The organism is Chitinophagales bacterium (assembly GCA_016787225.1).
In the GTDB taxonomy this organism is placed as follows: domain Bacteria; phylum Bacteroidota; class Bacteroidia; order Chitinophagales; family JADJOU01; genus CHPMRC01.
This window is the reverse complement of record JAEUUY010000027.1, coordinates 46,165-59,967: the sequence shown is the minus strand read 5'-3', so window position 1 is coordinate 59,967 and position 13,803 is coordinate 46,165. Positions and strand designations below refer to the sequence as shown.

Here is a 13,803-nt window from a genome sequence, read left to right as displayed (position 1 = left end):
AGGTGATAAATTTTTCTAGTGCCTCTTCTCCCATCTCTCCTACACGCTTTACACCACGTAGCATTCTACTACCCAGCGAGCCTATATTGGCTACGATATTCTCTACTGCTGCTATACCGCCTGTAAAAAACGCCTCTAGGAAAATGCTAACGACCCAACCTATAAAATATCCACAAAAATAAGCAACTGGTATGAATTTATTTAGTTTAATTTTAGATATATCTCCATTTTTTATCTGACCCCATACCGAGCGTAAAAAAGATTGTCCCTTTTCTATCAGCAGATCGAAATAAGCTCCTATATCTAGCTTTGATTTCATCTCGAGTAAATTTTCTATTTGTTCTACGATATAGCGTACTTTGGTATTATCCAGATCCTTTACATAGGCAGCGGTATAGCATAGCATACCTATAAGCTCTAAAAGCCCTATAAGTGCATCTAATACTGCATTGACTAGGCCACATAGATAAGCCACCACCATTTGAGGAACCATTTTAAGTACTTCCCAATATACTTCTATGATCTGTGCTATTCTTTTTCGTACAGACAGAATAATGTTCTGGAGTTTCTCCCAGCTATTCTTTATTTTGAGATATAAACCTTTAGAGAATATTTTGTTTTCTTCTAGTAAGGCTATAAAAGCATCGCCATTTTTCTGCCCATCATCAATTATAGAATCGAAGTAATTAAATATCTTTGATTTTATCCTTTGAATTTCCTTTTCCGGAAGCTTCGGCACTTCTTTATCTAATCCTAAGGTTTGAATAAGATGGCCTTTATAATCAGTATGATTGGGATTCCATACCGATTCATCTATTTTGAATCGTTCGATAAAATTAGGAAGCAGGTCTTCAAAAACATATCCTACAGATTCTAGGGCTATGGTCTCCAATACTTCTTTAGCATTGAGAATAGCCTTTATTAAGTGAAAAAGAAAAAAACCTTTGTTTTCTTGCTTCAAAACTTCTTTATTGATAAGGTTTTTTATAAGGCCAGATGATAAGTTTACTTTTTTACCCTCTGCTGTCCTCAATATATCCGCAAATGGGATCGTATTTTTATCTTTTGTAACATCCGAACTAGCTTTTACTAGCATGACACTTCCTCCTATATTGTGCTTATCATTAATTTCTAGAAATACATGAATTTCTTTTAGATTAAGGCTTTTTTTATTTCTATACATATCCAGAAGTAAGGCTCCATCCGAGCAGATATACATAGATATTTTTATATCATTTTTAGTAAAACTGGTTTTATATGGGTTTGCTCCCTGTATCAAGACTTCATCTTTTGTTCCACCATATAGTACGTCAGAATCAGCATATACTTGAAAACTTGAATTGTTGATCCATCTCTTGAAACCATTGGTCAGAAGATCTTTCTCAAAACTCGGCACTGGATTATCTTTCAGAATATCTTCATGCGGATTAAACTGTGGTTTAGAAGGAATATCGATTGGCATAACTCTTCATTTATTATTTTTTTAATAAATGAGTTCCTAAAAGACCTCATAGAATGTCTATGAAGTCTTTTAGATTAAACTCACTTTTCATGTCTTGGTACTCTACCCTTAATCCACCTTCACCTCTAAATTAGGTAAGGTAGTAGTATCTGCTTCAAAGCCTTGACTCTGATGTTGAGCGCATGTTTGCATACAAGGCAGCCCGGAAGTATTGAGTGCTATAGTATCTGCCTGAATTACAGTCAGTGTACTCGGCACACGGCTTTCCCACTCTTCGGCTATGATACTAGCCGGTTGTCTCAATTCATCCACAATCGATAGGAACAGAGGATCTCCTATGACAGGAGGTTGAGAACCCATCCATACCTGACCTGTAGCCAGATACCAATTGACCACTTCTTCGAATCCCGGTCTCACAGTTACGAATACCCGCGCCATACCACTTTGAAGGAATTTCGTGAAAAGTTTATCACTGGTTTCTTGTTTGTACAGATCATCCCATTTGCCCTTGGCTGCCCAGTAGAATGGATAGAATTGATAACCCATAATTTCCCATTCAAAGGCCTGCTCCAAAAATTTCACCTTTGATGCATAATCCTCCAGAGATTTATTCTGCATGACACCATGCTCTGCTATACTGGTACCTCCTACGAAACTATCGGTGAGAAAATTATTCTCTAGCAAATAGGCCATACAGTTTTTTCTCAATACCATTTGCTCTATTTCACGATAATACATAGAATTGGTTTGGCGGGCTTCGGCTTGCTGAACTTGAATGGCTGCGAGTTTTTCTTCATAGATTTTCAACTTTTCATTGTATCCTTGCATCATTTGACTATAGGCCTTGCTTTGCCATTCCATATAGAGTTTGTCTGTACGCTCAAATACGGCTGTGACATTAAGCGCAAAACTTCCCATATCCCATGTAGTCAATCCTATAGATATATTGTCTAAGTTTTGCTGTTCATCTCTGTAATAATAGAAAGTACCTGATTTTATATTTGACTCATTGCCTAGTAACCAGTGCCCCGCTTTTACAAAAGATTGAGACACCCACGACTGGCGCAGAAATTAGTGCAACGGTTTCTGTGCCTGTAGCAAATAACAAAATGAAAAGGCACAGACATCACTTCGTTTATGTCTGTAAAAGAGAAATAATAATTTTAAATATTACTTTCATATGGAAATAAATTATAGTCAATTAACAAAAGATATGTTGGAAGCAGCCAAAGGAGTTCTAACAACTCAATGGAAAGAAGTAAAACCCTTTGCTGAAAAGGAAATGAAATCTTTTGCTGAGAATATTAAACTCATAGCCAAACTTAAAGCAGAAGGTAAAATAACTGAAGAGCAAGCTCTTCTATATCTCGATATACAAAAAAGCACTATGCGAGTAGTACTGCTAACTATAGAAGGGCTAGGAATTCTCGCTGTAGAAAACGCTATCAATGAAGCCATTAATGCCATCAAATCAACTGTGAATAAAGCTATTGGGTGGGAGATATTGTAGAGAAGTTTGTAATATCGCATAGACCAAAGACCTTATTATTCAATGTATTCCCTTTTTTATGTGCATTTAGGGCTTGCTGCGACATCGATTCATACACGCAGATGATTCAGCACCATAGGCTCATGGTAAAATAGATAACTTCTCTCCCCTTCATTTCTCTCGTATACCCTATTTTTATGGCTTGATGATAAAATTAATACCCTATTTTTTCGTTAGCTAGCGTGGTTCGGTTTTTACTATATATATTTTTATTTACCAGCTCCTCTGAATTGGTCTGTCAGATTGGGGTCATTAAAGGCAAGGTGATAGATGCTAAAACCAAGAAACCCCTTGTAGGTGCTATTATTTCCCTAGGTAATGATGATGTCACTAAAACTACCACAGACTCTAGTGGAAAATTTGAAATCAGTATAGCTAACTATCAAAATGAAACGATATATGTGAGCTATGAGGGTTATAAGCTGATAGAGAAAAAAGTTTCTCTCAAACCGAATGAAACGAGAACGATAAACTTTGAGATGTCGAGCTATTCTATTAAGCTCAGAGAGACAAAAATTACCTCTAAACGCAATAAGGAGAGAAGTAAAGATGAACTAGTCACAGAAATAGAAGTCAACACCGAGCAGACCAATCCTTCAGGAAATATTGAGAATGTGTTGAAATTTCAAGGAATGGGCGTAGGAGGCAATAATGAACTGGGAAGTCAATTTTCTGTACGAGGTGGTAGTTTTGACGAAAATCTCCTCTATGTCAATGACTTTGAAGTATACAGACCGCTCCTTATACGCAATGCGCAGCAGGAAGGTCTTAGCTTCGCTAATAGTCAACTCGTTCAGAATATGAAATTCTCTTCTGGTGGGTTTTCTCCTGAATACGGAGATAAATTGAGTTCTGTTCTCGATATTCAATACAAGAAACCAAAAAATTGGGCAGGATCACTAGAAGCTGGACTACTCGGTGTCAATGGGCATATAGAAGGCTCTCTTTTTGATAAAAAATTAAATATACTGACAGGAATACGATATCGAAACAATGCCTATTTGCTAGGCAGTCAGGAAACCAAAGGACAATATACTCCCGAGTTTCTAGACATACAGAGCAATTTACATTTTCAACCCTCTAGCAAGCTAGACTTCGAGTCACTTTCGGTTATTTCATTTAATAAATTCAGTATCATACCGAGTGACCGTGAGACTAATTTCGGCTTAGCTAATTTTGCGCTTACCTATCGTGTAGCCTACTCTGGTCAGGAAATAGATCGTTATCAAAATTGGATGCAGGCGAATTCTATTACCTTCAAACCAAATCCGAATTTAAAAATTAAACTAGCTGGAGCCTATTATCATATCGATGAAAAGCAATATTTCGATATCACAGGACAATATGCTATTGGTGAAATAGAGACAGACGTCAATTCTAGCAATTATCAAGGATTCAAAAATGTATTCGGCAGTGGTACCTTTCAAAACTGGGGCAGAGAGAGTTATCAGGCAAATTTAATGCATGGTCATTTGAGTTTGGCAGCTCTACTAGGAAAACATACTCTAAAACTAGGAGTTAAGGTTAAAAATGAAGAATTTCAAATGCGTTTGAGTTCATGGGATAGACTGGATAGTGCGGGGTATAATATTCCAAGTAATTCCAATCAGGTCTTACTTCTCAATCCTATTCGAGCAGATTATCAGTTCACCGGCCAACGACTGGAATTCTATCTTCAAGACCAGTGGACCATCCAAATATCTGATAAAAAAAGCTTCAGTATTCTAGGAGGTATCAGAGGAAATTATTGGAGTATCAATAAAGAATTCTTCGTGAGTCCACGACTTCAAATGATCTATAAAACCAATCCTAAAACATCATTTTACGCTGCCGTGGGCTCCTATAACCAGACCCCGTTTATTAGAGAAATGATCAATGAAAGAGGACAATTAATCACCAATGTCAAATCTCAGAAATCGCTACACTACATAGCTGGTGTAGATGTTATCATGAGAATACTTAAGCGACCATTTAAATTTACTACCGAAGCGTATTATAAACATATGTGGGACGTCAATACTTATCAGTACAACAATGTCTTGGTGCGTTATGCTGCGAAAAATAACGTCATAGCTTATGCACGTGGTATTGATTTGAGATTACAGGGTGAATTTGTAAAAGATGCTGAAAGTTGGATTAACATTGGTATTCTGGATACAAGAGAATTTAATGGGGCAAATGTATTTATGAAATACAGAGATACCACAGGAAAAGAAGTTTATGACAAACGTTATGCCCAGGGAGGAGTGCGAGACTCTTTTTTAGAAACCCAAGGATATATTCAGCGACCAAACAATCAATTCCTAATGGTGAATATTTTCTTTCAAGATTATATACCACAGTTGCCGAGTTTCAAGGTCAACCTATCCTTAACCTTAGCGTCAGGACTACCTTTTGGTGTACCGAATAGTGAGGTTTATAGAAATCAATTCAATTTATTGGCATATAAGCGATTAGATATTGGATTCGCCTTTAGAATCTATGACTCTGAAAAAAAGAAAAAGCCAAAATCAATGATTAAAAACATATGGGCTACCCTGGACGTATTTAATGCGGTGGATTTCTTTAACCAAGTCTCTATGAATTGGATACAGGATTATACTGGAAATCAATTTGCTGTGCCTAATTACCTCACAGGTCGACGATTCAATGGTCGTATCATGGTGAAATTTTAGATGTATAAAAAGCGACTCCTTTCAGTCGCTTTTTAACTACAACATAAATTAGTATTTTGGAATTTTACCCCTAAAATTTCTCCTACAAAACTAAATTAGAAGGTGAAGAAATGCAAGCAAGAATTTGTAAACGGTAGGATTGGGTTTGTAAACGGTAAATTTTAGTTAATTTATGTAAATTTTAAGCAATTATATATAGTTAATTTTCGTTAATTGAATTTACCATAGCATTACTGAATTTTATTAAAAAATGTAAGGAAAAAATCTTTTTGAAAAACCTAAATTTGTAGCCATTATAAATAATATATGCCTGACTGGACTTTTCAACTAGGTTCTTGCGCCCTTAAAGCATTTCCTTTTTATCTTTATAGCTTTCAAATATTCAATACTATGGAGTCTCGACCAGCAGACCTCATGATCTGGATGGGCGACCATGTATATATGCTCAAGCCATGGCAGTGGAATTCGAAAGAAGCTATGATTAAGGCATATCAAAGGCAGCGAAGCAATGCCAAGTTAGATAGCTTTATGAAGTCGCGTCCGCAATATGCTATCTGGGATGATCATGACTATGGACCTAATAACGCAGGTGCTGAATTTTTCAATAAAGATACCGCGAGACAAGTATTCAAGGAGATGTGGCCCCATCAACCTCAAGCTGATGATAAAGAAGGAATCTATTTTAACTTTAAGCACAACGAGGCGGAGTTCTTTATGCTCGATGTGCGCTACTTTAAGATCCTAGACTCCCAACTATTAGGCGAAAAACAAATGGAATGGCTTTTAGCCGAATTGAAAAAATCAGATGCCAAATTTAAATTCATTGTTTCAGGTATTCAAGTTTTATGTGATGGTGGCTATGAAAATTTCAGAAAATATCCAAAGGAATTCACCCAACTGATGACATTTTTAGATGAACATAAAATAGAAGGGGTTGTTTTCACTTCTGGTGACGTGCATTATACCGAAGCCACTTGTGTACAACGTGAAAATGCATATCCACTTTATGACTTTACACTTTCACCCTTGACCTCCTTTCCTATTAATTATTTCAGTCATAATAACAATCGTATAGAAGGCACGAAATTCAACACGCATAATTTTGGTGAGATTTCGTTTTCTGGAGAAGAGTCTAATCGCTGCTGCGATATCAAAGCTTTCAATATGAAAGGGGATGTATTATGGTCATTTAAAGTTTTTGAAAAGGATTTGAAGTATTAGGCAGAGTTTAGAAGTTAGAATTTAGATATTAGAAGTTAGATAGAAAGGTTTAATCCCTGTACGAATGAAACTAAATATAGACCATAGCTTTATAAAATCTCTACCTGCAGATAGCGAGACCTCAGCTAAATCAAGGATGGTAGTAGGTGCCGCCTTTTCATTTGTAAATCCTATCAAACCTAGTCAGCCGAAAATGATTCATTACTCGGATGATTTAGCTAGAGCATGCGGACTAAGTATGGAAGATATGCAAAGTCACCAGAGCTTAATGATTCTCTCCGGTTCAGAAATCTATCCTGAAACCAAACCATTTGCTATGTGTTATGGTGGTCATCAATTTGGTCATTGGGCTGGGCAGCTAGGTGATGGACGAGCCATCAATTTATTCGAACATATTCATAACCAAAAAAGATATAGCCTTCAGCTAAAAGGAGCAGGATCTACCCCTTACTCTAGGAATGCGGATGGTTTTGCTGTCTTGCGTTCGTCTATTCGTGAATATTTATGCAGCGAGGCTATGCATCATTTAGGCATTCCCACGACTAGAGCTTTGTCACTTATAAGCTCGGGAGACTTAGTATGGCGAGATATTATGTACAATGGAAATCCGAAGCAAGAAAAAGGAGCTATAGTCTGTCGTGTAGCGCCTAGCTTTCTGCGATTCGGTAATTTTGAAATCTTTGCCAGCAGAAAAGATTTTCAGAATCTGAAACGATTAACTGATTATACCATCCAATATTTCTATCCTCACCTTACCACCGCAGAACCTAAAAAATATTTAGACTTTTTTCGGGAGGTCTGTCAAAGAACTTTGAACCTCATTCTAGAATGGCAACGAGTAGGATTTGTGCATGGTGTCATGAATACAGATAATATGTCCATACTGGGTCTCACGATTGATTATGGACCCTATGGGTGGTTAGAGGATTATAACCCTGACTGGACGCCCAATACCACTGATAAAGAAGGCCGGCGCTATCGATTCGGAAATCAGTCTAATATCGCTCTTTGGAATTTGGTTCAATTAGCGAATTCGCTCTATCCTTTGATAGAAGATATTCCTGCATTGGAGGAGATTCTAGATAACTATCATAACCAATGGGAAGATCGGTATCCATTGATGTTAGCAAATAAATTAGGATTTGAAACGGTGGATAGTTCAAAAAAAAAACTAATTACAGAGTTGGAAAAGGTTCTCAAGTTGGCAGAAACAGATTATACGATTCTTTATCGACAATTGGGATATGTAGCTAAAGACATGGAGGTAGATGAAGTTATTCACCTCTTATCGCCATCTTTTTATTCGCTTGAGACTATGGAACAACAAGTAAAGACAGAATGGCAACAATGGATTCAAAAGTACATCCATGAAATAAAATTAGATAAGCGCCGCGACGAAGAACGCAAAGAGTTTATGTGTAAAATCAATCCAAAATATGTATTGAGAAACTATATGGCACAGCTAGCTATAGAATCAGCAGAGAAAGAAGATTATAGTGTAATCGATGAACTATTTACATTAATGAAAAATCCCTATAGTGAACAGCCTGCAAACGAAAAGTGGTATGCTAAAAGACCTGACTGGGCTAGGGATAAGGTAGGATGTTCTATGCTGAGTTGTAGCTCGTAAAACTACTCATCATTAGGCTCGTCATGCTCTCCCTCTGACATTTCTCCTGCATAATAGTTATCAAGAATATTGAAAAGCTGCTTAGCCTGAGCATAAACGCAGCGATCCAATCTATTTGACAGGATGATTACACAACTATTGTCTGTCTCACGTCTATGAAATGCAGTACGATAGCCATGCCACCAGCCGTTGTGGTATATTATCTTTTGATTATTTTGATCTTCTCTCAATCGAAATCCTAAGCCATACTTCTTATTAGAACGACCATCAAAAACATTATTTGTAAATGCCATTTTTAAAGTCTCCTCCTTTAACAGTATATTTGGATAGAGTGCTCTGTCGAATTTATACATATCTTCTACGGTACTATAGGCGCCTTTATCTCCAAAAACACCATCGAACATATCATTAGACGCCATACTTCTTCCAGAAAATCCGAATGTTCTATTACTCATTTCCCAAATCTTTTCTGGATGGGCAACAAAAGAATTCGTCATGCCTAATGGGTCAAAAATATTTGTTTTGACATATTGAGGAAATGAAACCCCCGTTATTTTCTCTACCAGCAAGGCTAAAAGCGCATAATTAGAATTATTATACCGAAAACGACTTCCTGGAGAAAAGGAAGGAGGCAAATTAGCCACTACAAGGGCATTCAATGCATCTTCATTGTTGATATACCCAGTATTGGTAGAATATAATGAAGGATTTAGTTTAATATAATCTGGAATTCCACTGGTATGACTTAATAGATTTCTCACCGTAACGTTAGTATAAGGGAAGGAAGGGAAATATAAACTGACAAAGTCATCCAACCCCAGCTTTTCATCCTCTATGAGCTGCAAAACAGCCACACCTGTTATCGTCTTCGATACCGATGCTAACTGAAAAACTGAATTTGTATTCAAAGGTTCATTCAGAATAGGATTAGCTATACCAAAAGAATTTTTATAAATTATCTGACCATGCTGAGCTACTAAAACACACCCATTGAAGCGATTATTACTGGAGAGGGTTCTAAAAATACTATCGATTTTGAACTCTTTATAAACTAAGTCAACGACTTGGTTATTGGCATTTTTTCGACTGTTTTCCTCTAGCATCGCAGTTATACGTTGCTTTCTTAGCAATAGACCCTTGGGTGCAGCTTTAGTCAGGCTATGGAAACTAGTACTAGCAAGACCTAAACCCACTATAAATACAAGTAATATACCTCTAACTAACATACCATGCAAAAATATAGGTTTTTCCACATAATTGCGAGGTTTTTTCAACACAATTTGCTTAAATGCATCGATAAAGAGACATAAAATATTTTCCTGTTTCATTCTATAAAAAAACGTATTTTTAAGTCAATTTATTGTAACGTTTAAAATTAGATAGATGAAATCGTACAGAGTAGTTATCATTGGAGCTGGTAATGTGGCCTATCATTTAATAAGAAGTGTCACCTCTTCTGGGAATAAATTAGTGCAGATATGTAACAGAACACTTGGAAATATTCAGAACGTATCTCAAACTAATATCACAGGAAATTTAAATGCCATAACAAATGATGCTGATATCTATATTATCTGTGTAAAAGATATAGCGATAGCAGAAATTGCTAGTAAGATCAATCTAGGTAATAAGCTCATAGTGCATACTTCAGGGAATAGAAGTATGGATTTATTAAAAGGATCCAGCTCCAATTATGGCGTATTCTACCCTATCCAATCTTTCACAAAAAATATACCTATAAACTTTAAGAAAATACCCCTCATCATTGAAGCGAATAATGACCAAGCACAAGAAATGCTAGTAGATTTTTCTCGTACTATTTCCGAACAAGTCATTTTAATGAATGAAGAGAACCGTCAGAAATTAAATGTAGCAGGAGTTTTTGTCAATAATTTCACAAACTATATATATTCCCTTGCCTTTGATTATTTGAAAAATGAAAACATGGACTTCAATATTTTACAACCATTGATAAAAAACACGGTCGATAAGCTGAGCCTTGGAAATCCGAAGGATATGCAAACAGGACCCGCAGTGCGCAATGATCAAGAAACCATTCAAGCACATTTAGCTCTTTTAGACGACTATCCCCAGCTAAAAGACATCTATAAAGAGGTAACACAAAGCATAATTCATTATCACAAAAAAGTCTAGTGTTAGATTTTTTTAAAGCTATTCGATTACCTAACGTAATACTAGTAGCACTGGCTCAGATGCTCATTCTAGGTCAATGCGATTGCTTTAATTTCGAGAACATCCTATTAGTTATATTGACTAGTTTATGGATTATGTGGGGGAATATAGACAATGACATCAAAGACTTAGAGCTAGATTCCAACTTTAAAAATAAGCCGAATAATGAATTTATTCAATGGTTGAATAAAAAATCTAGAGCGCTTTTACTTGAACAAAATCTATTAGTTCTGAGTATAAGTATCAGTCTATTTATAAGTATCAAAGCGGTTCTTTTAACTATTCTAGCATGGAGTTGTTTGAAGTTTTACAATTTATATTTCAAAAAAATGCCATTGATTGGGAATCTTGTCATAGCCTTTCTCTGCATGGCTTCACTTCATGTTTTTCATTTTGATAAGACTATGGATTTAAATATTGTTTCAATATTAATATTTAGCTCTACCTTGCTACGAGAGCTTGTTAAGGACAAAGAAGATGAAAAAGCAGATAAGGCATGTGGATATAAAACCATAGCGATAATATGTGAACCTTTCGTTTTTAAAACAATCCTATTTTGTCTGGGTATATTCACCAGCTATCTCGCCTATTTATATCTTCATAATTATCATTTCATTTTCATTGGATATCTCATCATGCAGCTTTGGCAGATGTATTATATCTATTTTGAAAAATGGAATAGAGCGAGTCTGCTGATAAAATTGCAAATAATGTTAGGCGTAATCATGATAGGTTTTATTTGACGAGTTGGTCGGATTTGATAATAAAGTAACCATTCAAATTGGCAATGTAATATTGATTATCATGCTTTTGAATCTTTTCAATTCGTAGCATGTCTATAATAGTTCTATCTTTTCTATCTAAAAGATAACTTTTACCATCTGTATTGACTATTGCTGTGATTAAATCATCTTGATAATAAATGTTATAACTATTTCTTTTAGGAATACTTCTAATAAATTGAAGTTGGGAATTTACAACATCAATACTCTTATCAAGTCTTTCTAAATAAATATAACCATTATGACGATAATGCCTAATCCAAACTGAATCCTTATATTCATAAAAATTGCCTAGGAGTAAATCTCTATATTCTGGATCTTCCTTTTTACTCATAAAAAAATTTCCAATAATTCTCAAATTCGTATCCAGAAATAAAATTCCATTTCTAAACAAAACAAAAAAAGTATCGCCTGAAAAATCAGTTTTTACATGAAAACGACCTAAATTATTGTATAACTGATCGTATTCATCTAAAAGGTGTATGCGATTTATAGTTTCTAAATTACTATTCAATTTGCTAAGGTAAAACGCTGAGCCAAAAAGAAATATCTTCTCATTATTCAAAAAATAACTACCAGGATCAGAAAAATACATTTGATTATTAGCAATTAGAATTTTTTCAATGTTATTACTACTGACATGCCCAATTGAAGCCAACATTTTTCCTTTTGTATCATACTTTCTCATCCCATCTATTCCAACAACAAAAATAAAACCAGAGTCATTGACATAGATTGGGGCATTAGTCTTCAAACCTGGAAGACCTATGCTAAGTATTGGAAATGAAACAATACTTGACCCAATGGCACTCGCAAAACCGATGCCAATACCAGCGCTAAGTAGGTTTAATCCTATATCCCCAATAATTTTATCACTTTTTTCTAAAATTTGATTCATTTGATGCTCACTCTGCCAATACTTCCCAGTTTTTAAATTGATTTGAATTAAATGTTCATTTAAGAAAATTAAATTATCATTCTTTACAATTGGATTGGAAACAATACCCATTTTTAACTCTAGGTTATTATTATCCGATAATACTTCGCCTGTAATCGCATTTAAACTAGCACAAACTTTAACTCCGTCATTATTTTTAAATCGTGGCGCTAAAACAATATTCTTTGATAATAACTCGGGGTGAATGATGATATTTGATTTTGTCTTCCATATAAAAGTATCTTTCAAAACATCTAATAAGCCACTATAATTAGGAGAATTGACATACAATTTTCCATTTATAAAATCATACTTTTCTTTAGTTCTATCTATTAATTTTGACCATAGAACCTTACTTTCTCGAACAGAATACGCTGTAATATAATCATACTTTGTTTTGCCTGCATCATATGAATACAAAGCGAAATAAGATAACAAAACTTGATTAGAAGAATCATAAATAAAATCAGAGATATTATTGACAAAGCTAATATCCACAGCGTAAATCGAATCTTTCGTAATTTCATTCAGACCAATAATGTGAGTACTTTGTATGGATCTGTAATGATCATTGTCAACTTGACAATAAAGAATACTGTATCCTATGGATAATAAAATAATGACTAATTGCTTCACCTTACTCTATTGAAATACTTCTTAAAAACCTCTACATACCTATCCTTAAACTCCTGCATGTCCACTTCCTTTCCTAGCTCTCTTTGAAGACTTGTTACCCCTTTATCAGGTATACCACAGGGAATGATAAAACTGAAATAATTCAAATCTGTATTGACATTAAAGGCTATACCATGCATGGTAATATAGCGGCTGACTTTGATACCAATAGCCATAATTTTTCTAGCTTTAGTCGTTCCTAAATCTATCCAAACCCCTTCCTCTTCAGACGCTTTGGCTTCTATTCCATAAGAAGCACAGAGTTCTATTCCTATATTCTCTAGTGCAGTCACATAGGCACGAACACCCATTTTAAAGTCTTGTAAATCTATTATAGGATATACTACCAATTGACCTGGTCCGTGAAAAGTCACATCTCCACCCCTACTGATATGATGAAAACTAGCCCCACTGGTTCTAGCTATTGGTAGTATATTTTTCTCATCAGCATTCTTACCTAAGGTATAAACAGGATTGTGCTCAAGGATGTTTAAATAGTTTTCTGAAGATTTTTTTTGCGCTTTGGCTTCCAGTTTTTTTTCAAACAAGTCTATCTGCTGCGATTCTGCAATATGGTAGTCTATCAAGCCCCAGTCATTTACAATCATTACATCTTATTTATAATTCTAAATTTTAATATGGTTTATGACTTCTTAGAATAGAACTCTGACTAAACCGT

The 13,803-nt window shown here is 35.2% G+C and carries 11 protein-coding genes; 6 read left to right on the top strand and 5 right to left on the bottom strand.

The annotated features are described in order from the left end of the window. Both JNL75_10840 and JNL75_10835 read right to left on the bottom strand, forming a co-directional pair. On the bottom strand, positions 1 to 1,462 hold a 1,462-nt coding region (locus JNL75_10840), incomplete at its 3' end, for a hypothetical protein (GenBank protein MBL7790314.1). A 108-nt stretch (positions 1,463 to 1,570) separates the two neighbouring features. Beyond that, positions 1,571 to 2,515, bottom strand: coding sequence for a hypothetical protein (locus tag JNL75_10835; protein ID MBL7790313.1), 945 nt, complete (start codon positions 2,513 to 2,515; stop codon positions 1,571 to 1,573). A 127-nt stretch (positions 2,516 to 2,642) separates the two neighbouring features. On the opposite strand from JNL75_10835, the gene JNL75_10830 reads away from it, so the two are divergent. The 4 genes from JNL75_10830 to JNL75_10815 all read left to right on the top strand — a co-directional run bounded on the left by JNL75_10830 (position 2,643) and on the right by JNL75_10815 (position 8,537). Next, on the top strand, positions 2,643 to 2,972 hold the full coding sequence (locus JNL75_10830; GenBank protein MBL7790312.1) for a hypothetical protein: 330 nt from the start codon (positions 2,643 to 2,645) through the stop codon (positions 2,970 to 2,972). Between the two features lie 269 nt (positions 2,973 to 3,241). Continuing rightward, positions 3,242 to 5,686, top strand: coding sequence for a TonB-dependent receptor (locus JNL75_10825; GenBank protein ID MBL7790311.1), 2,445 nt, complete (start codon positions 3,242 to 3,244; stop codon positions 5,684 to 5,686). Positions 5,687 to 5,992: 306 nt separating this feature from the next. Continuing rightward, positions 5,993 to 6,907 carry an alkaline phosphatase family protein gene (locus JNL75_10820; protein MBL7790310.1) on the top strand — a complete coding sequence of 305 codons (915 nt, stop codon included), beginning with the start codon at positions 5,993 to 5,995 and terminating at the stop codon, positions 6,905 to 6,907. Between the two features lie 64 nt (positions 6,908 to 6,971). Then, positions 6,972 to 8,537, top strand: coding sequence for a YdiU family protein (locus tag JNL75_10815; protein ID MBL7790309.1), 1,566 nt, complete (start codon positions 6,972 to 6,974; stop codon positions 8,535 to 8,537). A gap of 2 nt (positions 8,538 to 8,539) precedes the next feature. On the opposite strand, the gene JNL75_10810 is transcribed toward JNL75_10815, so the two are convergent. Beyond that, positions 8,540 to 9,865, bottom strand: coding sequence for a beta-lactamase family protein (locus tag JNL75_10810; GenBank protein MBL7790308.1), 1,326 nt, complete (start codon positions 9,863 to 9,865; stop codon positions 8,540 to 8,542). A 55-nt stretch (positions 9,866 to 9,920) separates the two neighbouring features. Here JNL75_10810 and JNL75_10805 point away from each other — a divergent pair, with 55 nt between their 5' ends. Both JNL75_10805 and JNL75_10800 read left to right on the top strand, forming a co-directional pair. Continuing rightward, the gene (locus tag JNL75_10805) at positions 9,921 to 10,691 is read left to right on the top strand and encodes a DUF2520 domain-containing protein (protein ID MBL7790307.1); all 771 of its coding nucleotides are present in this window, start codon (positions 9,921 to 9,923) and stop codon (positions 10,689 to 10,691) included. Next, a complete protein-coding gene (locus JNL75_10800; GenBank protein ID MBL7790306.1) occupies positions 10,691 to 11,473 on the top strand; it encodes a UbiA family prenyltransferase in 783 nt (260 codons plus the stop codon). Before JNL75_10805 ends, JNL75_10800 begins: the two co-directional genes overlap by 1 nt. On the opposite strand, the gene JNL75_10795 is transcribed toward JNL75_10800, so the two are convergent. After that, positions 11,466 to 13,085, bottom strand: coding sequence for a hypothetical protein (locus JNL75_10795; GenBank protein MBL7790305.1), 1,620 nt, complete (start codon positions 13,083 to 13,085; stop codon positions 11,466 to 11,468). The genes JNL75_10800 and JNL75_10795 overlap by 8 nt on opposite strands. Next, positions 13,082 to 13,732: a lipoyl(octanoyl) transferase LipB gene (gene lipB, locus JNL75_10790; GenBank protein MBL7790304.1), complete on the bottom strand. Its 651-nt coding sequence runs from the start codon at positions 13,730 to 13,732 to the stop codon at positions 13,082 to 13,084. The genes JNL75_10795 and lipB overlap by 4 nt, the downstream gene beginning before the upstream one ends. Positions 13,733 to 13,803: the final 71 nt, after the last annotated feature.